The organism is Leisingera sp. McT4-56 (genome assembly GCF_020514995.1).
In the GTDB taxonomy this organism is placed as follows: Bacteria; Pseudomonadota; Alphaproteobacteria; order Rhodobacterales; family Rhodobacteraceae; genus Leisingera; species Leisingera aquaemixtae_A.
On the sequence record NZ_JAJALF010000010.1, the window covers coordinates 65042 to 85132 of the forward strand.

General features: G+C 63.8%; 17 protein-coding genes. 4 read left to right on the forward strand and 13 right to left on the reverse strand.

Annotated elements, in window-relative coordinates; all coding sequences use genetic code 11:
* Positions 1 to 8: 8 nt before the first annotated feature.
* The 9 genes from LHL23_RS12920 to LHL23_RS12960 form a co-directional block, all read right to left on the reverse strand.
* Positions 9 to 1001 carry a type II secretion system F family protein gene (locus tag LHL23_RS12920; protein WP_226430142.1) on the reverse strand — a complete coding sequence of 331 codons (993 nt, stop codon included), beginning with the start codon at positions 999 to 1001 and terminating at the stop codon, positions 9 to 11.
* Positions 1001 to 2395 carry a CpaF family protein gene (locus tag LHL23_RS12925; RefSeq protein WP_226430143.1) on the reverse strand — a complete coding sequence of 465 codons (1395 nt, stop codon included), beginning with the start codon at positions 2393 to 2395 and terminating at the stop codon, positions 1001 to 1003. The genes LHL23_RS12920 and LHL23_RS12925 overlap by 1 nt, the downstream gene beginning before the upstream one ends.
* 1 nt (position 2396) lies before the next feature.
* Positions 2397 to 3626: an AAA family ATPase gene (locus LHL23_RS12930; protein WP_226430144.1), complete on the reverse strand. Its 1230-nt coding sequence runs from the start codon at positions 3624 to 3626 to the stop codon at positions 2397 to 2399.
* Between the two features lie 23 nt (positions 3627 to 3649).
* On the reverse strand, positions 3650 to 4294 hold the full coding sequence (locus LHL23_RS12935) for a TadE/TadG family type IV pilus assembly protein (RefSeq protein WP_222478890.1): 645 nt from the start codon (positions 4292 to 4294) through the stop codon (positions 3650 to 3652).
* Positions 4291 to 4794, reverse strand: coding sequence for a TadE/TadG family type IV pilus assembly protein (locus LHL23_RS12940; protein WP_226430145.1), 504 nt, complete (start codon positions 4792 to 4794; stop codon positions 4291 to 4293). The genes LHL23_RS12935 and LHL23_RS12940 overlap by 4 nt, the downstream gene beginning before the upstream one ends.
* 5 nt (positions 4795 to 4799) lie before the next feature.
* Positions 4800 to 6269, reverse strand: coding sequence for a TadE/TadG family type IV pilus assembly protein (locus tag LHL23_RS12945; RefSeq protein WP_226430146.1), 1470 nt, complete (start codon positions 6267 to 6269; stop codon positions 4800 to 4802).
* A gap of 30 nt (positions 6270 to 6299) precedes the next feature.
* Positions 6300 to 7112 carry a Flp pilus assembly protein CpaB gene (cpaB, locus tag LHL23_RS12950; protein WP_226430147.1) on the reverse strand — a complete coding sequence of 271 codons (813 nt, stop codon included), beginning with the start codon at positions 7110 to 7112 and terminating at the stop codon, positions 6300 to 6302.
* A gap of 183 nt (positions 7113 to 7295) precedes the next feature.
* Positions 7296 to 7493: a Flp family type IVb pilin gene (locus LHL23_RS12955; protein ID WP_226430148.1), complete on the reverse strand. Its 198-nt coding sequence runs from the start codon at positions 7491 to 7493 to the stop codon at positions 7296 to 7298.
* A gap of 244 nt (positions 7494 to 7737) precedes the next feature.
* On the reverse strand, positions 7738 to 8433 hold the full coding sequence (locus LHL23_RS12960; RefSeq protein WP_226430149.1) for a GntR family transcriptional regulator: 696 nt from the start codon (positions 8431 to 8433) through the stop codon (positions 7738 to 7740).
* A 134-nt stretch (positions 8434 to 8567) separates the two neighbouring features.
* On the opposite strand from LHL23_RS12960, the gene LHL23_RS12965 reads away from it, so the two are divergent.
* Positions 8568 to 9266, forward strand: coding sequence for an aspartate/glutamate racemase family protein (locus LHL23_RS12965; protein WP_226430150.1), 699 nt, complete (start codon positions 8568 to 8570; stop codon positions 9264 to 9266).
* A 22-nt stretch (positions 9267 to 9288) separates the two neighbouring features.
* Positions 9289 to 10656: an NCS1 family transporter gene (locus tag LHL23_RS12970; RefSeq protein WP_226430151.1), complete on the forward strand. Its 1368-nt coding sequence runs from the start codon at positions 9289 to 9291 to the stop codon at positions 10654 to 10656.
* Between the two features lie 72 nt (positions 10657 to 10728).
* Here LHL23_RS12970 and pbfA read toward each other — a convergent pair whose 3' ends face one another.
* The 4 genes from pbfA to LHL23_RS12990 all read right to left on the reverse strand — a co-directional run bounded on the left by pbfA (position 10729) and on the right by LHL23_RS12990 (position 16072).
* Complete coding sequence (gene pbfA / locus LHL23_RS12975; protein ID WP_226430152.1) at positions 10729 to 12075, reverse strand: (R)-1-hydroxy-2-aminoethylphosphonate ammonia-lyase; 1347 nt, start codon at positions 12073 to 12075, stop codon at positions 10729 to 10731.
* 78 nt (positions 12076 to 12153) lie between these two features.
* A complete protein-coding gene (phnY, locus tag LHL23_RS12980; protein ID WP_226430153.1) occupies positions 12154 to 13602 on the reverse strand; it encodes a phosphonoacetaldehyde dehydrogenase in 1449 nt (482 codons plus the stop codon).
* Between the two features lie 17 nt (positions 13603 to 13619).
* Positions 13620 to 14864 (reverse strand): phosphonoacetate hydrolase, encoded by a 1245-nt coding sequence (phnA, locus tag LHL23_RS12985; protein ID WP_226430154.1) that lies wholly within the window; start codon positions 14862 to 14864, stop codon positions 13620 to 13622.
* A gap of 20 nt (positions 14865 to 14884) precedes the next feature.
* A complete protein-coding gene (locus tag LHL23_RS12990) occupies positions 14885 to 16072 on the reverse strand; it encodes a 2-aminoethylphosphonate--pyruvate transaminase (protein WP_226430155.1) in 1188 nt (395 codons plus the stop codon).
* Positions 16073 to 16188: 116 nt separating this feature from the next.
* On the opposite strand from LHL23_RS12990, the gene LHL23_RS12995 reads away from it, so the two are divergent.
* Together LHL23_RS12995 and LHL23_RS13000 are read left to right on the forward strand one after the other, a co-directional pair.
* Complete coding sequence (locus LHL23_RS12995; RefSeq protein ID WP_226430156.1) at positions 16189 to 17094, forward strand: LysR substrate-binding domain-containing protein; 906 nt, start codon at positions 16189 to 16191, stop codon at positions 17092 to 17094.
* 193 nt (positions 17095 to 17287) lie between these two features.
* A complete protein-coding gene (locus LHL23_RS13000) occupies positions 17288 to 20002 on the forward strand; it encodes an EAL domain-containing protein (protein WP_226430157.1) in 2715 nt (904 codons plus the stop codon).
* Positions 20003 to 20091: the final 89 nt, after the last annotated feature.

Below are 20091 nucleotides of genomic sequence, written 5' to 3' on the forward strand. Positions count from 1 at the left end.
CTCCCTGATCAGATCCGGAAATTGACAAGTTTGCGCAGAACGAGCGCATTCAGCAGGGTCAGGACGATGATCCCGCCCATCATCGGCCGGAAAAGCGGGTCATCCGCCACGCCCGCGTAATAATCCGGCGTCAGCACCGAGACCGATCCAAAGATCACCAGCGGCAGCGCCGACAGCATCCAGGCGGTCAGCCGCCCTTCGGAGGCCAGCGCGTGCACCTTGCGGCGCAGCGCAATCCGGTTGCGGATAACCCGCGACAGGGTTTCCAGCATCACCGACAGGTCGCTGCCGGTGCCGTGCTGGATGCTGACACTGGCCGCCAGGTACCGGGTGTCCTCCAGGCCGGTCCGCTCGGCAAACTCCTGAACCGCGTCCGGCAGATCGTCACCATAGGTCACCTGGTCGTAGATGATCCCCAGTTCGGTGCCCGCCGGGTCCGGCATCTCGCGCGCTGCAATGCCGATGGAATTGTTGAGCGGATGGCCAACCTTGAGGCCGCGCGCCAGCATCTCCAGCGCATCCGGCAACTGGTGCATCAGCTTGTCCATCTTCTTGCGCTGCTGGCTGATCAGCAGGGCAAAGGGCACACCGACACCGCCGAGCACCCCGATCACGGTGCCATGCAGCCAGCCGGCATAGCCCGCCGCCAACACAGAGATCAGAACCGTCAGCGCACAGCACCCGGCCCAGAACATCCCCGCGCTCAGCGGCACGTCCGCCTGCCGCAGAATCTGCGGCAGAGCACCCGCGACGGGAATGCGCTGCCAGCCGGTCCGGCGCGGCGGCGGTTTCAGGATGGCCAGCCGTTCCGCGCCGCTCCGCCCTTCGGCAATCAGCCTCATCCGGCGGCCGCGCATGGCCTCGGACCGCCCCTTGCGGCCCATCAGCTGCCGCAGGCCGGTGAACAGAAGCAGCACCCCCACAGCGACACCGCAAAAAACCGCGTATCCGCCCAGCTGTCCGTTCCAGCCATGCAATTGGTCGAGAAGATCATTCAGCATCAGGCATCCTCCGGCTGGAAAAGTGTCTGGTCAAACGCCACGCCCGCCGCTTCCAGCAGTGCCGTGCATTGCGGCCGGATACCGGTCGGAATGAACTCGCCCGCGATACCGCCGGATGCGGTCTTGCCCATCCGCCGGAACACGAAGATGTCCTGCATGGTGATCACCTCACCCTCCAGACCGGTGAGTTCCGAGATGCTCATCACCCGCCGCTGGCCGTCCGACAGCCGGGCCAGCTGCACGATGATCTGCAGGCCCGAGGCAATCTGCGCCCGGATCGCCGCCAGCGGCAGCTCCATCCCCATCATCGAGACCATCTGCTCGATCCGGCCCAGCGCATCGCGGGCGGAATTGGCGTGCACCGTTGTCATCGAGCCGTCGTGGCCGGTGTTCATCGCCTGCAGCATGTCAAAGGTCTCGGCGCCGCGCACCTCGCCGACGATGATCCGGTCCGGGCGCATCCGCAGCGCGTTGCGCACCAGGTCGCGCTGGCTGACGGCGCCGCTGCCGGACGGATTGGGCGGACGGGTTTCCAGCCGCACCACATGGGCCTGCTGCAATTGCAGCTCTGCCGCGTCCTCGATGGTGACGATCCGCGAGCGCGGGTCGATCCCGGCTGAAATTGCGTTCAGCATGGTGGTCTTGCCGGAGCCGGTGCCGCCGGAGATCAGGATATTGATCCGCGCCTCGACCAGCGCCTGCAGGAAAGCAGCGGCGCGCCCGTTCAGTGCCTGGCCTGCCACCAATTTCTCCAGTGTCAGCGGATCGCGGGCAAACTTTCGGATCGACAGCGACGGGCCGTCGATGGCGCAGGGGCGGATGATGGCGTTGACCCGGCTGCCGTCCTCCAGCCGTGCGTCCACCCAGGGGTTGCTCTCATCCACCCGGCGCCCGACGCGCGAGACCACCTTGTCAATGATCCGCAACAGGTGCTTTTCATCGCGGAAGCGCACGCCGGTCTGTTCCAGAACACCGCTGCGTTCGACAAAGACCGTCTGGTGGCCGTTGACCAGAATATCGTTGATGCCCGGATCTGCCAGCAAAGGCTCCAGCGGGCCCAGGCCCAGAACCTCGTCGATCAGCTCATCCACCAGGCGGCGGAATTCATCGGCGCGCATCGGGTTGTTTTCCTCAGCCAGCACATCGCTGACCAGCGCCGCCACCTCGCGGCGCAGCTCCTCCGGCTCCACCTTGTCGATCACAGCCAGGTTCAGCCGGTCGATCACCGCCTCGTGCATCCGGCTCTTCAGCTCCAGAAAGGCGGTCAGCCTGCGGGTTTCCTCGCTGGTGTCCGGTTCCGCCGCGGCAACATCTCCGGCGGCGTCCGGCCACAGGGGCACAACCGTTTCCGCAACACTGGCGTCTTCGGCCCGCTTGCCAAAATTCCTGAACATCTCAAACCGCCTTTCCGTGCTGGGGCTGCGCCGCTGCGGCGCGGGCATTGCGTGTCTCGATCAGATCCTTGGACAGGCGGCGGACCGCCTTGGCCAGGGCAGAGCGCCCGGCCGCCGCCGACAGCGGCACCCCCTGGTCGACCGCCGCTGCCGCCGCCGAGGGGTCATCGGGCAGCCAGTATTTGAACGGCTTTTGCAGCAGCTTGGCGGCTTCTTTGTGATGGCTGGCTGCCAGCAAGGGCTTGCGCTCGCGGCTGATGACGATGTCGGTCTGCAGCCGCATGCTGTTCTCGGCGTAGAAATCAAGCAGCCGCCGCGCCTGGCAAACCGCAGGCACTGAACTGCCGGTTACCATCAGCAGCCGCTCGCTGGCCTCCAGCACCGGGGTCAGCCATTCGGCCAGCGCCCGCGGCAGGCCGATCACCACGAAGTCGTACTGCAAGCGCAGATGGGCGATCAGTGCCTCCACCTGCTCCGGCTTCAGCGCATGCAGCGGCGCGATTTCGGCAGGCGAAGCCAGAACCCAGAGCCCGGGCGCGGTCTCTGTCAGCGACTGTTCAGCAAAGACCTGGTCGGGCACGAACCCCTCGCTCGCCAACTCATAGAGACAGCGGTTGGCCGGCAGGTCCAGAAAATTGCCGATGGTGCCGAACTGCAGATCGAAATCCACCAGCGCCACCTTGAACTCCGCTTCCTTCCGGCGCAGCCCGCGGCGCCGGGTCAGGCAATCGGCCAGGTTCACGGCCAGCGTTGTGGCCCCGGCCCCGCCGCACGACTGGCTGACCGCAATCACCATTCCCTCGCGGCCGCCGCGCGCTCCAGACAGGGCTTGCTGTGGTTCCTGCCCCTTCAGGCAGGTGCGGATGGCCGCCGACAGCTCATCCGCCGATACCGTGTCGGGCAGCACTTCGTGGACCCCGGCATCGGTCAGCTGCCTGAGTTCGGCAAAGGGCATCGCGGCATCCGCCAGCGCCAGGATCCGCGCCGCACCGCCGGTGTGGCGCAGGATTTCCCTTACCGCCGCGGCATCACGGGCAGTCTCTCCTTCGGCCCGGAAGATGATCAGGTCATTGGTCTCGGCCAGCTGCAGCGCAGTGCCGTTGATCTCAGATAAAGCCGCTTCGCAGTTCCGGACCCCAGTGCCGGGGCTGAACTGCGCCACGCTGGCCACCAGCGCACTGACCGCCGGATCCTTGGAAACCACTACGATAGATTGTGTTTCAGCCTGCATCGCTTTCTCCTTTCTTCTCCGCTTCAGCCGCTTTGGCCCAGCGCCAGGTCCTCGCCCGGCAGTGAAACGCTCATTGAGGGGAACGGCACCGAGGCGCCCAGGGCCGATCCCGCCGGCGCGCCAGCCAGCGCTGCCAGCCGACCGAGCGGCGATACGAATTCAAACGTCTGATTCTGCAGTTCCACCGTGACCACGGGCACGTAAGGCCCGCCCAAGAAGCCCAGGTTGCTGTCATAGCTGTAGCTGAACGACAGCGCAGAGATGGTGGCACCCGGCGGCATCGCGCCGCGTACCAGGCCCCAGATTTCGTCGGCCGTCGCATTGGCTGCCGAACCGTCGCAAGTCACGGTGCCCGCATCGAGGCAGATGTCGGGACCGGCCCGGCAGGAGGTGCCGAAATTGGGCAGGGTGCCGGTGGCGGAAGGGTCGCGCTGGTGGATTTCCGGCACCCCGGGGCAGGCTGGAGGACGCACAGCCGCCACACGCGCGGCCACATTCATCGCCCGCTCTGCCACCACATAGTGAAAGGCCATCCGGCCGAAATCGATAAGGCCCATGAACAGGAACAGGAACAAGGGAATCGCGATGCCCAGCTCCACCAGCGTGGCGCCATCCTGCTCCCTGCGGAACCGGCGCAAGGCCGCATATGCCCGACCCAGCCCTCTCATGTCCCGAACACCCGGCTTTGGTCCGTGATGACGGTATTGATAGTGCCCAGGCTGCCGCCGTTCAGGGCAAAGATACCGGCAAAGGGAAAGGTCATGGTCAGATTGGCCCGCACCGCCACAACCGGCGCCGGCGAGACCCGGTAGCTGCCCGGATGGCAGGCCAGGCTTGGGGTGACCGAGGCCACGTTCAGGCTGGCGGGAAACAGCGCGTCGCCATCGATGCTTTCGCGCACAATTGCCAGAAGCTGCGGCTGATAACTTGCCACCGAACCGCCGGCGGAGCAGATATCCTGCGGCGCCACCCGGGCCAGATAGCGGGCTGCGTCGCGCACGCCGGAGATCGCCGCCTGATAGGACCACATCATCCGCCCGCCTTCGATGATCACCGCGAATATCAGCAGCATCACCGGCAGCATCAGGGCAAATTCGACCAGCGCCGCGCCGCTTTCGTCTTTGCGGAAAGCGCGCCAGCCGGTTCTGTTTTGTTTTCTCTCAACCATTTCGATCACCGGTACAATTGAACAACGTCGCGGAAGATGCCGCTGTCGCCAGTGCCCGCGGCACCGCCGCCGGCGCTGCCAATGACCTCGCCCCAGATATCCAGGGTCGGCGGCGAGGCGCCGTCATCCCCCACCGGTTCGGTCAGAAACACCTTCACGAATTCCTCGACCGGCACATCTGTGGTGGAGCCGCTGACCGGGTTGGCGACGCAGTCGATGGCGGCCACGACTATTACCCGGCGCTCCGGATCTACGCTCTGGTTCGGGGCGCAGATCGGGCGGCCGGTTTCAGCCAGGCCGGACAGGATTGCGCCGTTGCTGCCCGGGCCGCCTGCGGCATTGATTTCCGCCAAATAGTATTCGTAGCGGGTGGTGGCACCGGGATGCGGGTCCACGCCGCCGTAGTTGGTATCGACATAGTTGATCCGGCCTGCCGTCCAGTTGCCGTCGCCAAAGCGGGAGCAGCCGCCGGTGGTGAAGCAATCGTCGCGCGGAAGCCCCACGGTATCGGGGGACAGCTCCTCATTGTTGCCGATGCAGCTGCCGCCGCCTTTGCCATTGCCCTTGGGCACGATGCCCTTGATGACATTGGGGGCCGGACGGTAGTCGGGATTGTTGCGCTTACCGTTCATGATCGCCTTGTAGATGTCAAAACGGACATTGAAGATGGCGTCGCGGATGCCGACCTTCTGGCCCGGCTCGGTGTCAACGCCGCGCTGGTTGAAGCACTGTGTAATGCTGCCCTCGGCCCCCAGCAGACAGGCGTCCAGCTGCGCGCCGTTTAAACCGGCGCAAGGGCCTTCGTCATCGACACGCACCTTGGCCGGGTCAAGAAAGCCAAAATTCCCCGGCCCCCAGGCGGCCCCATTGCCGCCGGAGCGCAGCAGGATCATCTCGCCGACGCTGGCATCCGCTGAAAATCCCGGCGGGATGCAGAACATCAGCGGAGTGATGTCGCAGGCATACTGGGTGAAGCCCGCCACTGATGAGGCGCGCGCCTGTTCATTCGGGCGGGCGTTTCCGGTCAGCGCCGCGAAGGCGGCACCATAGGTGGCGCCGACTGTGCTGGGGGTGGCCACCGCCCGGACAAACGCCGCCTCCTCCGGGTCGGTCGTGGACGCCGTCAGGGCTGCGGTATCATCATCGGGCAATTCGGAATAGAAAGTCAGGGTGTAATCTGTATCCCCGCTGAGCAGGCTTCCACCCGTCCCGAAGGTTTTGCGGTCGCTGATTAGATTGGCCGCCGCCGCGCGGGCCCGGGTGATGGCATCGTCCTTGCCGTCCAGCTCCCCCGCTGCCGCCAGCGCCACATTGTCGGTGAAAACCTGCAGCTCGCTGCGGGTGATGCCGGTGCGGCCCAGGTCAAACGACATCGCCGCGATTCCCAGAAAGACCACAAAGGTCAGCCCCCAGATGACCAGCATGGTGCCGCGGTCATCCTGTGCGAACTGTTTTATCCGGGTGTTCAGGCGCATGGCTTGACTAAGCTCCAAAGGCGGTTGCGGTCAGCGGATTTCGGTTTCGGACACTTCGGTGCCGCGGCGGATCAGCACGGTCTTGCGCACCCGCTCCGGGGCCGCTTCCGTTTCAGGCTGCAGTGTGCGCAGCACGTCCCGCAGGCCAATTGAATCCAGCGGCACTTCCTCTTCCGGTGCGTCCAGATTGCGCAGCGTCAGGCTGAGCGTACCCGCCCGCTGTGCCAACGCCAGGCGCTGCCCTTCCTCCGGCGTGACTTCCACCGTCACGGTGCGGGCCACCCCGGGCTTGTCGGTTTCCTGATTGGCATCCTGGTCCACACCGATAACCCGGGCGTTCTGCAGGATGGTCACGGTCTTCAAATCGGCGCCGCGGCCCTGGGTCAGCAGAACGTCGACGCTGTCTCCTGGTGTCACAAAGCCGCCCACTGCGGTTTCCGCACTGACTTTGATAGCCATTGCCCGGTGATCCGGGCTGAGCGTCTGCACGATCGTTACCTTCTCGCCAAAGTTGGAAATCTTCGAGGCACGGATCGGCTCCCCCTGCGCAATGGCGCGGCGGGCACGGCGCGGCGGCTTGCCGGCATCCGGCAGCAGTGCTCCGTAGTCGGTGAATGTGCCTGCAGGCCGTGCGTCCGCCGGCCAGGAAATGGTGGTCAGCGATTGCGCCGTCAGCGCTGTTCCGAAAGCGATATCCTGCGACGCGACTACAACCTCGACCAGCGCCGGCCCCACTGGGCTGTTCGCCACGGTCTGACCGTCGAGGTAATCCTTGGCGACATAAGCAGAGCCGCCCGCCAGGGCCAGCCCGGAAATCATGCTGAGAAGTGATGAAAAGTTCATGCCGTGCATCCTTTCTGGGGAGGCCAATCCGGCGGCGGGAACAGGCTTCCTGTTCCGGCATCGCTGAATAATTTCAGGTCTTTTCCGTTGTCCCGCCTTGATGGCGGGACAACGGATGAGCGGCCCGTCCGCGCTGGTTCGATCCCCCCAGAAGAACCTGTGCGCACCGGCGGCTGGAACGTTTTAAGTGCCGCCACCAGCACCATTCGGCATTTCAGCACCTGCTGCATCCATTGCCTCTTCGACGTCGTCACCCAAACGGTCCAGTGCCGCGGTGCCCAGCGCAACGGCCAGCGCAATAGCAATGCCGTATTCCACCAGCGTCACACCGCGCTCGTCGCCGCGCAGTTGGGACAGCATTTTTTTCAGATATGCAGTCATGTCAGTCTCCCATCAGATAAATGCCGGCAGTCCGGCGGTTCAGGCGGTCGCGGCGCCGATTGGCACCGGCCTGCATTGACTCTACCGGGCGCCGGAAGCGCGGCGCATCGGCCTAGGAGGCCAGAAACACACGTTAAGGATGTAATATTTCCCGCTGACCGGCCGTTCGTGGGTCCGTTGGCACGCGCTGGTGCGTGCGGCATCAGGGAGAAGATTGGCCGCAACCGCGGCCTGGGCGCCCGGCTTACTTGGCCGGCGGTGTGCGGCGCGGCACCATCAGCTGTTCCTGCAGGCTCATCGGCGCGGCGGGCGGCTCGTCGAAGTTCAGCCCCGCCTCCAGATGGCGCAGATGCTCGTCGGCCAGTTGCACGAGATGTTCAGCATCGCCGGCCTCCAGCGCATCGACGATCCGGTCGTGCTCATCCTCGGCGCAAGAGGAGCTGCCGGTGGGCGAATACAGCCCCAGGATCAGCGTGCTGCGCATGGTCAGCTCCGACAGGAAGCGCTCCAGCACCAGATTGCCGGCGATTTGCGCAATCCGCATGTGGAACTGGCGCGAGGCGCGCAGCTCCGCCGGTTTGTCACCCGCCTTGCGGGCCTCGGCTTCCTCCAGGATGTTGTCCCGCAAAAAGGCGATGTCGTTCGCCGAGGCCTGCCCCGAGGCATGGCGCGCAATGGTGCGCTCGATCGCGCGGCGGGCCTGGAAGATGTCGCGCGCCTCCTTGGGCGAGGGCGTCATCACAAAGGCGCCGCGGTTCGGGCGCAGCTCCACCACCTGCTGCGCTGCCAGCGAGGCCAGCGCCCGGCGCACATTGGCGCGGTTGCAGGAAAACAGATCGCTCAGCGCCTGCTCGCCCAGCTTGGTGCCCGCCGGCAGCCGCTGTTCGGCAATCGCATCGAGAATCGCATTCACGATCTGATCTTCGGGAGAATCCTTCATGGAGCCTCAAAAAAGTTTTCCTGCGCCGCCGCAACTTAAGGGCCGTCAAGGCGCTTGGCAATGGCGCCGCGGCCCGTTCGGCTTGACGTGTTATCAAATATTGTTAACAATAAATGACAACAAAGGAGGAGCGCATGAAAATCCTGGTCGTCAATCCCAACTCGACCGAGTCGATGACGCGGAAGATCGTCGCGGCAGCGGAAGCCGCAGCCAGCCCCGGTGTCACCATCCTGGGCGCAACGGCAGCGGGTGCGCCTGCCAGCATCGAGGGCCATTTCGACGAGGCGATGTCGCTGCCCGGCCTGCTGGCGCAGGTCGCCGCGGGTGAGGAGCAGGGCGTGGACGGCATCGTCGTCGCCTGTTTCGACGATCCCGGCATCGGCGCCTGCCGCGAGCTGGCGACCGGCCCGGTGCTGGGCATCTGCGAAGCGGCGGTGAAGGCGGCCAGCATGCTGGCAACCTCCTTCACCGTGGTCACCACCCTGCCCCGCGCAGTGCCGGTGATCGAGCATCTGGTCCACGGCTACGGCCTCAGCCGCCAGTGCCGCCGGGTGCGCTCTGCCGCGATCCCGGTGCTGGCGCTGGAGGAAGAAGGGCCGGACGCGCGCCAGAAGATCCGCGCCGAGATCCTGCGCGCCATCGAGGAGGACCATTGCGAGGCGGTGGTGCTGGGCTGTGCCGGCATGGCCGATCTCACCCAATGGCTCAGCCGGGAGACAGGCATTCCCGTCATCGACGGGGTCAGCGCGGCAACGCGGATGATCGAAGCGCTGGCAGGCTGCGGCCTGAAGACCAGCAAGATCAACGCCTATGCACGCCCCAACCGGAAATAATGGTATTGTCAGGGAGGACAACATGACCATGAACGCAGAACTGGAAGCCGCCGCAACCGGCGGCGTCATAGAGGACCACAGCAGCAAGGGGATCGGGGAGGAGAGCCTTGCACCGCAGGAAACCCGGATCATGGATCCGTGGTCCTACCTGTTTGCCTGGCTGGGCGGCTGCGTGTCGATCGGCACCTTCACCATCGGCTCCGGCCTGGTGGGCACGCTGAACCTGCTGCAGACCTTTGTTGCCATCGCCATCGGCTGCACCGTGATCGGCCTTGCGCTGATGATCAACGGCCAGGCCGGCCACAAATACGGCATCCCCTTCATGGTGCAGGCGCGCTCGGCCTTCGGCTTTGCCGGCACCCGCCTGCCCGCGCTGGTGCGGTCTGTTCCGGCTATCGTCTGGTTCGGCTTCCAGAGCTGGATCGGCGCCGGGGCGCTGAACCTCGTCTCCGACACGCTGTTTGGCTACGACAACATCGTGGTGTTCTTCATCGGCTTCCAGCTCTTGCAGATCGGCCTGTCGGTGCTGGGCTTCCACGGCATCAAATGGCTGGAGAACATCGGCTCCGTCTTCATCATCGGCTCGCTGGTCTACATGTTCTTCAGCGTGATCAGCAAATACGGCGATGAGATTTCGGCCAATCTGGTCAATGTCGAAGGCACCTGGGGCGCGCCTTTCTGGGGAGCCACCATGCTGTTCCTGGGCATCTACAGCACCATGATGCTGAACGTGTCGGACTACTCGCGCGAGCTGCGTCATAACGTCGGTCCGTTCCGCCAGGTGGCAATTTATGCCAACTCGATCCTGCCCGCGACGCTGTTCATGGGGCTGATCGGCCTGATGGTCTCCGGCGCCACTGGCGAGGTCGACCCGATCAAGGTGTTCTCCAGCGCTGTCGACAACAAGCCGCTGCTGGTCATCACCCTGCTGTTCATCGCCTTTGCCCAGGTCACCACCAACATCCTGAACAACGTGGTGCCGCCGGCCTATGCGCTGATGGATATCTTCAAGATCAAGTTCAAGACCTCTGCGGTGATCGTCGGCCTGCTGGCCTTCGCCACCTTCCCCTGGGAGCTGGTCAAGGATGAATCCGCCGCCGGCCTCAGCCTGTTCATCCAGACCTATTCCGCCTTCCTGGGCCCGATCTTTGCGATCCTGGTGGTGGACTACTTTGTCCTGCGCAGGCAGGAGCTGGACCTGGACAAGCTTTATGACGAGACCGGCCCCTATCAGGGTGTGAACTGGGCCGCGGTGATTGCCATGGGCATCGGGGTTGCAGCGGCGCTGATCTTCTCCGGCATCTCCTGGTACGCCAGCCTGCTGCCCGCCGGTGCTTCCTACTACCTGCTGATGCAGCACCTGCCGGCCGCCAAGAGGTTCCTGGACTGACAGCAAGGCGACATCACCAAGGAAAAGCCCCGCCATCGGCGGGGCTTTATTAATTTGCAGCGGAGTGCCGGATCAGGCAGCCGCTTTCACTGCGGCAATCACGATATCCAGTGCCCGGTCCAGATCTTCGCGGGAAATGGTCAGAGGCGGCGACAGGGTCAGGACACTGCCCTGGCTGATCTTGTAGCTGAGGCCGCCCTCAAGGCAGGCATAATAGATCTGCTCTGCCTTGGCGATGCCGGGCGTCATGGTCTGGCGGTCCTCGACAATCTCCACCCCGAACATCAGCCCGCGGCCGCGGATGTCACCCACAACCGGCATCTGGCCCAGTGCGTCGCGCAACCGCTCAAGCGCGTGGCGGCCCAGTTCGGCAGAGCGTTCCACCAGCCCTTCTTCTTCGAGGATCTGCAGCGTCGTCAGGGCGGCACGGGCCGTGACCGGGTTTTTTTCATGCGTGTAGTGTCCGATGGCAAAGTCGCCGCAGACATCCAGATCGCGCCGAGCCACACAGGCGGCGATGGGCAGGATGCCGCCGCCCAGAGATTTGCCCAGTGTCACGATGTCCGGCACGATCCCGTCATGCTGGAAGGAGAACATCTGCCCGGTCTTGCCCAGCCCGGTGGGGATTTCGTCCAGGATCAGCAGCACCCCGTGACGGTCGCAGATCTCGCGCACTGATTTCCAGAACCCCGGCGGCGGCACATTGGGGACCGCGCGCATCGCCTCTGCGATAAAGGCGCAATAGTCGCCGTCGCGGCCCAGCACATAGTCGATCATCCGCGCGCAGGCTTCGGCACTGGTCTCCAGCGACTTGTGGCCATAGGCGCAGTTCGACGGGCTGAAGGGGGCCACATGCTCCGTTCCCGGCAGCAAGGGGCCTGCGATATGGCTGCGGAAGGTGGCCTCGCCCCCGACCGAGGCGGCGCCGAAACCCGCGCCGTGGAACGCATCCCAGAAGCTGAGAGTCTTGAACCGCCCGGTGGCAGCGCGGGCGATCTTCAGCGCCACTTCATTGGCGTCGGAGCCGCCGGTGGTGAACAGGGTCTTGCCCAGATCGCCGGGGGTGATCGCCGCCAGTTTCTCTGCCAGTTCCACTGCCGGTTCATTGGTGAAGCGGCGCGGCGCAAACGGCAGATCATCCAACTGCTGCTTGATCGCGGCGACCAGCTTGGGGTGGCCATAACCCAGATGATGCACCGAGTTGCCGTGGAAATCCATGTAGCGGCGGCCATCCATGTCCTCGATCCAGATGCCTTCGGCCTTGGCGATGGTGCTGACGCAGGGGCTGGACAGGCTCTGGTGCAGGAAGGCGTCAGCGTCCCGTTCCAGCAGCGGCGCGGAATTGGGGCCGATGGATGTCTTCAGCCAGGCCTTGCGGGCCTCGGATGTGTTGGATTCACCTTCCGTATGGACGAGCATGTGCCGCCTCCGTTCAAGGGTCAAAGAAGAAAGCAAAAAAGGCCGGGGCCAGGTGGAGCCAGCCCCGGCGGGCCGGAGTTATTCCGGCCAGGGGAGTGAGTAGGTCTTCACGTTGGTGAAGAATTTCATCGCCTCGATCACACCTTCCTTGACCCCGTTTCCGCTGTCCTTGATGCCGCCGAAGGGGGACATCTCGATCCGGTAGCCAGGCTGCTCCCAGATGTTGCATGTGCCCACGTCCAGCCCGTTGATATAGGCAATTGCCCGGTTCAGGTCGTTGGTGCAGACGCCGGAGGACAGACCGAACTCGGTGGAATTGGAAATCCGCATCACTTCGGCATCATCATCCGGCACCCGGACGATGGGCACGATCGGGCCAAAGGTCTCCTCCATCACCAGCTCGCTGTTGTGCGGCACCTTGTCGACCACGATCGGCGGCAGCAGCGCCCCCTGGCGGCCAGGGTGATAGAGGATCTCGGCACCCTCGGCCTCGGCCATGTAGACGCGTTTCTCGAACAGCTCTGCCGCCTTGTCGTGGATGACGCAGCCGAGCTCGGTTTCCGGATCCTGCGGGTCGCCGAATTTAATCTTCTGCGCCTTCGCCAGAACCAGCGGCACGAAGCGGTCTGCAACGCTCTCCTGCACCAGGATGCGCTTGATCGCGGTGCAGCGCTGGCCCGAGTTGCCGGTGGCGCCGGCCACGGCGATGGTCGCAGCCTTTTCCAGATCAGCGTCCGACAGATCATTCAGCACGATCAGCGGGTCGTTGCCGCCCAGTTCCAGCGCCTGCCGCTTGTAGACGCCCTTCTCGGCGATCATCTTGCCCACTGGCACGCCGCCGGTGAAAGTGATGATGTCGATGTTTTCATTGGTGATCATCTCATCGCCAATATCCTTGGGCCAGCCGGTGACCACCTGGAACATCTCCGGCGGCAGCCCCGCTTCGTACAGTATATCGGCCAGCGCAATGCAGGTCAGCGGCGTCAGTTCGGTCGGTTTGCAGACCATGCAGTTGTTGGTGGCAATGGCAGGCGCGATCTTGTGGCTCACCATATTCAGGGGGTGGTTGAACGGGGTGATCGCCGAAATCGCCTTGACCGGCTCGCGCTTGGTGAAGATCTTGCGCGCCTTGCCGTTGTGCGTCAGGTCGCAGGAAAAGATCTCGCCATCGTCCTTCAGCGCCTCGGCAGCGGCAAACTGATAGACGTCCTGGGCGCGCTTGGTCTCATAGATCGCGTGCTGGTGGCAGATGCCCAGCTCCAGCGTCAGCCATTTGGCCAGCCACTCGCGCTTCTCGCCGATCAGTTCCCCTGCCCGCTGCAGGATCTGGCTGCGTTCATAGCGGGTGAGCTTGGGCGTGTAGTTCGCGGCAATCTCAAACGCCTTGCGGGCGTGTTCGGCCTGGCCTGCCGGCACATGGCCCACCACCTCGTTGGTGTAGGGGTAGAGAACCGGCACGGTCTCCTCAGTAAAGACCACCTCGTCGCCGATGCGCATGCCCTCATTGCGGATTTCGATATCGCTCATCACCTGATCCTTCATGGTTACAGCGCCGCCGCCTGCGCCGCATAGAAAAACGCATCGAAGTTGCGCAGCACCGGGCGCTCCGGCAGCGGCAGGACGCGGTTGCAGATGAAGGGTACCTCCTGTTCGGTCAGCCCGCCATGGCTGCGCAGCGGTTCGTTCAGCGCCGCCAGGTCATGGCGGTGCTCCGAAGTGCCGATGCAGATGTTTTCGCCGGAAACCATGATGATGTCGCCGATGCGGTCGGCAGGCAGTTCGAACCTGGCCACCGCCTCCTCGCGGGTCAGCACATCGGTAATCGCGTCATAGCCCGCCAGCTTCTTCATGATTTCAGCCCGGTCCGCGCCTTCAGGCAGATAGCAGGTGGCAAAGGAGCCGAGCGCACCGTGGTGCACTACATAGGGGTCGGTGATCGGCAGGATCACCCGCGCCTGGCCCTCGCCCAGCCATTCATCCATCAAGTCCTGCACATAGATCACGCTGGGGGAGCCGTCGGCGTGGTGCTTGGGCTTCATGCCATGGTCGGCAGTCACAACGATGGCGGCGCCCAGCGTATCCAGCTCCGTCAGGTACTTGTCGAACATCTCATAGAAGGCCTTGGCCTCCGCCTGATCAGGGCTGTACTTGTGCTGCACATAGTCGGTGGTAGTCAGATACATCACATCCGGCGCCCATTCCTTCAGCAGCTTCACCCCGGCGGCAAAGACAAATTCGCTCAGCTCTGCCGAATAGACCTCGGGCTGCGCCATGCCCAGCCACTCAGATGCCTTCTCCTGTCCGTGCTCGGCGGCTGTCGAGGTATCCGATTTTTCGGCAGAGAAGCATTTGGCGCGGTCGTCGCCAAACTCCAGGCCTGCGCCCAAGAGCGCCCGCAGCTTGTCCTTGGCGGTGACCACGGCCACCCGCGCGCCGGCGTCATAGAAGGCCTTGAACACGGTCGGCGCCCGCAGGAAGCGCACGTCGTTCATCATCACCTCTTCGCCGGTGTCCGGGTCGATCAGATAGTTGCCGCAGATCCCGTGCACCACCGGCGGGCGGCCGGTGGCGATCGACAGGTTATTGGGGTTGGTGAAGGAGGGCACCACCGAATGCGCCAGCCGGTCGGTGCCTTCCGCGCGCATCCGCTTGAGCGTGGGCATCAGACCGTCGGCAATTGCCTTGTCCAGATACTCCGGCTCGCAGCCGTCCAGGCAAATGGCAATCGCGCAGGTCTTGGGCACCTCATAGGCGCGGCCGTTTGCAACGACGGGGGATTGAATGGTCATATCTTTTAGTCCTCTATGTCTCAGGCGGCCAGTTTGGCGCGTTCTTCCAGCGCCGCGGCGGGCGGGGCCGCGCTGGCGACGCCCATTTCGGCAAGCGTTTCCTTGGCAGCAGTCACAACCTGCCGCATCACATGTTCATCCATCTGCCCGATGCAGCCGACACGGAAACTGTCCACAACGGTCAGCTTGCCTGGGTAGATGATAAAGCCCTTCTCCTTCATCAGGTCGTAGAAGCGGCCGAACACAAAGTTCCTGTCAGCAGGGCAAAAGAATGTGACAATGATGGGCGACAGCCAGCGGTTCTGCAGCAGGGTCTCGAACCCCAGCTCGCGCATGCCAGCGACCATCACGTCGCGGTTGCGGGTGTAGCGGGCGCCGCGCCCCTCGACTCCGCCTTCAGCCTCATGCGCCTTCAACGCTTCCAGGAAGGCCGCAACCACATGGGTCGGCGGGGTGAACCGCCATTGCCCGGTCTTTTCCATATGCACCCATTGCGCATGCACATCCAGGGACAGCGAATGGCTGTTGCCCTTGGCTGCTTCAAGTTCCTCTTTGCGGGCGATGACAAAGCCAAAGCCCGGCACCCCTTCGATGCATTTGTTGGCCGAGGAAACCATAGCCTCGTAGCGGATCTGCGAGGGTTTCAGTTCAATGGCACCAAACGCTGACATCGAGTCGATCAGGAGCTTGCGGCCCGCGGCGTAAACAGCCTCGGAAATCTCCTCCACCGGGTTCAGGATGCCCGAAGAAGTCTCGCAATGAATGGCGACCACATGGGTGATCGCAGGATCGTCTGCCAGGATCTGCGCCACCTCTTGCCCGCGCGGCGGCAGGTAGTCGCCCTTGTCCAGCAGCCGATAGGCACGGCCCAGGTATTGCAGCGTCTGCGCCGAACGCAGGCCATAGGCGCCGTTGGCCAGCACCAGCGCCTTGCCGCCGCGCGGAATGAAAGACGCCAGCATCGCCTCCACCGCAAAGCTGCCGGAGCCCTGCATCGGCACGCAGTCGAACTCTGCGGCGCCTTCGCCCAGCAGCGCCAGCAAGCGGCAGCGCATGTCGCTGGTCATGGCGCGGAAGTCGTCGTCCCAGCTGCCCCAGTCCCGCAGCATCGCCTGTTTGACCTCGTATGAGGTGGTCAGCGGCCCGGGGGTCAGAAGGTAAGGCTCGCCCAGAAAAGGCGGGTCAATCTGCGGTGCGGAAGCGGTCATTGCCTGTCTCCAATGCATGGTTCGAGAGCATGATTGCGCCAGCCCCGTTCATATGTAAAATTGCAAAAAACAATTCAGTAATAGGTCCAGCCTATACAAAACCGCAGGGACGGATCATGCGCCATTCACAGCTGAAGGCTTTTCACCATGTGGCCCTTCTGAGCGGTTTTTCCCGCGCCGCCGAGGCGCTGCACCTGACCCAGCCTGCGGTTTCGGAACAGGTGCGCAAACTGGAACAGGACCACGACGTTCTGCTGTTCCGGCGCGAGAAGAAACGGGTGTTCCTGACCAGCGCGGGCGAGGAACTGCTGCAGCTCACCAAGCAGTATTTCGAAGTGGAAACACAGATAGAGGACTACCTGACGGCAACCCGTGCCGCGGTTGAGGGCGAATTGCGGATCATCGCGGATTCGGCCCAGCACATGACCGGCTTCTTGGGGCCGTTCCAAAAACGCTACCCGAATGTCGTGATTTCACTGCGCGCCGGCAATACCGGCGAAATCATCGACGAGCTGCGCGCCTACAACGCGGAAATCGGTGTTGCCGGCAGCCTGTCCCCGGGCAAGGACATGAGCGTTCTGAACCTGGGCGCCACCGGCATCGTCGCCTTTGCGGCCCGCGGCCTGCTGATGGCCTCTCAGAAAACCCTGTCGTTCCAGGAACTGGCGCAGCTGCCGCTGGTGTTCCGCGAGGAAGGCTCCAAAACCCGCGAAAAGGTGGAGATGGCCGCCCGCGAGCAGGGCGTCCGGCTGAAGCCCGCGATTGTCGCCGAAGGCCGGGAAGCGGTGCGCGAGCTTGTCGCCTCGGGCGCGGGCATCGGCTTCGTGTCGCAGGCCGAGTTCGGCCACGACGACCGCCTGGTCAAATACAGCCTGCGTGATGCCAACCTGACGATGAGCGAAAGCATCATCTACCTCACCCAGCGCCGCGACGTCCGGGTGATCCGCGCCTTCATGGACTTTGCCAGGGGCATTCAGGCGGACAAAGACGCCGCCAGGGATGCTGCTCAGGCGGGGAAATAGCCAAGTTTTCTAGGCGGGCCTTGCGGCGTCCGAGGCGTTCAGCAGCGCCGGTGGACAAGTGATCATCGGCACAGCAAGTCCGCGTGCCGGAGTATGACCAGCGGGCACACCTGCCCGGTGGAAACGAAATTTTGACGTTTACACACAATTATACCACCTGTAGCTGCAATTTTTGCAATTTATGAGTGATTAAATGTCTCAGATCGATGCTGCCTGGGTGCTCCTTTCCGCGCTGCTGGTCCTTGTGCTCCAGTCCGGTTTCCTGTGCCTGGAATCCGGCACGGTGCGCGCCAAGAACGCGGCCAACGTCGCACTGAAAAACCTGTCTGATGTCTGCGTCGTCAGCACCGCCTTCTGGCTGACCGGTTTCGGTCTGATGTTCGGGCCAAGCGCAGGCGGCCTGTTCGGCTCGGCCGGCTTCTTTCCCCCGCTGGACAATTCCGCGGGCCACTCGGCGGCCATCTTCCTGTTTCAGATGGCTTTTGCCTCCACCGCGGCAACCATTGTCTCCGGCGCCGTTGCAGAGCGGGAAAGGTTTCTGGGCTATATGGCCATGTCGGTCATGCTCGGCGCATTCATTTACCCGGTTGCCGGACATTGGATCTGGAACGAGGCCGGATGGCTGCGGCAGCTGGGCTTCATCGACTTCGCCGGCGCAACCGTGGTGCACAGCGTCGGCGGCTGGACGGCGCTTGTGGCGGTCCTCTTTCTGGGACCGCGGCTTGGCCGCTACGGGCCGAAGAAACGGTTCTTTGAAGAAAACTCTATCTCCCTGTCTGCGCTTGGCGGCCTGTTGCTGTGGGTTGGCTGGGGGGCCTTCAACGGCGGCTCGGCGCTGGCTTTCAATGCAGAAGCCGGCCCGATCATTGCCCGCACCATGCTGTCGGCAGCCGGTGCCGGTATCACCAGCATTTCTATTGGCCTGCTGCTGTTCGGCCATGTCCGGGCGGAAATTCTGATCAACGGCTTCCTGGGCGGGCTGGTCGCGGGAACAGCCGGGATCCACCTGGTGACCGGGCCTGCCGCATTTCTGATCGGCGTTGCGGGCTCGCTCACGGTCATCGTCTCGCGCGACATTCTGGATGCGCTGAAGATCGACGATGTTGTCGGTGCTATACCGGTCCATCTGGCAGCCGGGCTGCTCGGCACGCTGGCTGTGGCCTTCAGCGTGCCGTTTGATGCGCTGCCTGCCGGGGGCCGCCTGGCGCAGCTGGGCGTTCAGGCGCTTGGCGCATTTGCAGTCGGCGCATGGGTGATTGCGTGCACGGTTCCCCTGGCTCTTGTTCTGAAAGCCTCCGGGCTGCTGCGCGCGCGTCCCAGGGATGAGGTCAGGGGGCTGAACCTTGCCGAAAACAACCAGCGCAACGCGCTTCTGGAATTGCTCGAGGAGATGAAGCGGCATCAAAGGTCGGGCCTGTTCAGCAACCGGGTGCGGGTGGAACGGTCCACCGATCTGGGCGCCCTTGCCTTCCGCTACAACCGGGTTCTCGACCGGGTAGAGGACGAGATTGCCCTGCGCATGGACGCGATCCGCAAGGAGCGGATGAGCCGCGAACTGGCCGAGGAGGCCTTTGAAGCCATGCGCGAAGCGCAGGAGGAAAGCGCCTGGTCTGCCCGGCACGACAAGCTCACCGGTCTCGGCAACCGCAAGTACCTGGAGGAAATCGCCTCTGCCCCCGCTGAGGAAATGCGGCCCTGCACGCTGGTGATCGCCCTGGATCTGGACCGTTTCAAAGACGTCAACGATACCTATGGCCACGAGGCCGGGGATCTTATCCTGGTTGCAGCTGCGCAGCGCCTGGAGGAAAGGATCCGCGCGGGGCGGGACTTTGCGTTCCGGATCGGCGGCGATGAGTTCATTGTGCTGCTGGAGTTTTCAGAGGGAGAAGCCGCGGCGCAGGAATACTGCTCGGACATGCTGTTCCACTTGCTGCAGCCGGTGAGCTACAAGGATGTGGAACTGCAGGTCGGCGCCTCCATCGGTTTTGCCCTTGCAGAGGAAGGCGAACCGCTGGCCGCCACCCTGCGCCGGGCCGATTTGGCGCTTTATGCCTCCAAGGATGACGGGCGCTCCTGCGTCAGCGCCTACTCCCCTTCCATCGGGTCCGCGCATGACGAGAAGATGGACCTGATCCGCGACTTCAAATCAGCCTTGGCAAACGATGAGATCGAAGTGCTGTTCCAGCCGCAGATCGACGGCAGAACGGGCGCGCTGGCAGGCTGCGAGGCGCTGGCGCGCTGGAACCATCCGGACCGCGGCATTCTCCGCCCCGATCTGTTTTTGCCGATCGCAATCGAGGTGAACCTGCTGGCGGATCTCGACCGGCGGGTGCTGGACCTGGCGCTGGCAGCCTATTGGGAATTCGCCCGCAACGGCATCGGCTTGCCCAGCATCTCGGTAAATGTCTCGGCGGCGCGGCTGTCTCACCCCAGCCTGATCGAAGAACTGAAACTGCGCCAGGACATCCCGCCGCAGGGCCTGGCCTTCGAGCTTTTGGAAACAGTGTTCCTCGACCATGTCAGCGAGGACTACGGCAAGCAGATCCAGGCGCTGAAGGAGCTGGGGATCAGCATTGAAATCGATGACTTCGGCACCGGGCACGCCAGCATCGCAGGCGTGCTGGCCCTGAAACCGGACCGGCTGAAGATCGACCACATGTTCACATCAAAGATCGACCAGAAACCGGCCCGCCGCGACCTCATGCGCGGGCTGATCGAAATGGCGGCAAGCGCGGGCGCCAAGGCGGTTGTGGAAGGGGTGGAAACCGCGGCGGAGGCGGAGGTCCTGGCCGAGCTAGGCGCGGATTTCCTGCAAGGATACGCCTTTGGCCACCCGATGGACCAGGAGGCGTTTCAGGTCTGGGCCCTGGCCTGGCTGAAAGAGCACCGGCCGCTGCGGGCCGGGTAGCCCGGGCGGCCCGGACGCTTCCGGCGTCGAAACCTGTTCAAGCTTATGATTTTACGGCAGTTTATCGGTTCAGCATGAAACATTTAACA

Bases quoted from the DNA above. Each gene is read 5' to 3' on its own strand.
- LHL23_RS12920 (WP_226430142.1), bottom strand. From the start codon at position 1,001: ATGCTGAATGATCTTCTCGACCAATTGCATGGCTGGAACGGACAGCTG.
- LHL23_RS12925 (WP_226430143.1), bottom strand. From the start codon at position 2,395: ATGTTCAGGAATTTTGGCAAGCGGGCCGAAGACGCCAGTGTTGCGGAA.
- LHL23_RS12930 (WP_226430144.1), bottom strand. From the start codon at position 3,626: ATGCAGGCTGAAACACAATCTATCGTAGTGGTTTCCAAGGATCCGGCG.
- LHL23_RS12935 (WP_222478890.1), bottom strand. From the start codon at position 4,294: ATGAGAGGGCTGGGTCGGGCATATGCGGCCTTGCGCCGGTTCCGCAGG.
- LHL23_RS12940 (WP_226430145.1), bottom strand. From the start codon at position 4,794: ATGGTTGAGAGAAAACAAAACAGAACCGGCTGGCGCGCTTTCCGCAAA.
- LHL23_RS12945 (WP_226430146.1), bottom strand. From the start codon at position 6,269: ATGCGCCTGAACACCCGGATAAAACAGTTCGCACAGGATGACCGCGGC.
- cpaB (WP_226430147.1), bottom strand. From the start codon at position 7,112: ATGAACTTTTCATCACTTCTCAGCATGATTTCCGGGCTGGCCCTGGCG.
- LHL23_RS12955 (WP_226430148.1), bottom strand. From the start codon at position 7,493: ATGACTGCATATCTGAAAAAAATGCTGTCCCAACTGCGCGGCGACGAG.
- LHL23_RS12960 (WP_226430149.1), bottom strand. From the start codon at position 8,433: ATGAAGGATTCTCCCGAAGATCAGATCGTGAATGCGATTCTCGATGCG.
- LHL23_RS12965 (WP_226430150.1), top strand. From the start codon at position 8,568: ATGAAAATCCTGGTCGTCAATCCCAACTCGACCGAGTCGATGACGCGG.
- LHL23_RS12970 (WP_226430151.1), top strand. From the start codon at position 9,289: ATGACCATGAACGCAGAACTGGAAGCCGCCGCAACCGGCGGCGTCATA.
- pbfA (WP_226430152.1), bottom strand. From the start codon at position 12,075: ATGCTCGTCCATACGGAAGGTGAATCCAACACATCCGAGGCCCGCAAG.
- phnY (WP_226430153.1), bottom strand. From the start codon at position 13,602: ATGAGCGATATCGAAATCCGCAATGAGGGCATGCGCATCGGCGACGAG.
- phnA (WP_226430154.1), bottom strand. From the start codon at position 14,864: ATGACCATTCAATCCCCCGTCGTTGCAAACGGCCGCGCCTATGAGGTG.
- LHL23_RS12990 (WP_226430155.1), bottom strand. From the start codon at position 16,072: ATGACCGCTTCCGCACCGCAGATTGACCCGCCTTTTCTGGGCGAGCCT.
- LHL23_RS12995 (WP_226430156.1), top strand. From the start codon at position 16,189: ATGCGCCATTCACAGCTGAAGGCTTTTCACCATGTGGCCCTTCTGAGC.
- LHL23_RS13000 (WP_226430157.1), top strand. From the start codon at position 17,288: ATGTCTCAGATCGATGCTGCCTGGGTGCTCCTTTCCGCGCTGCTGGTC.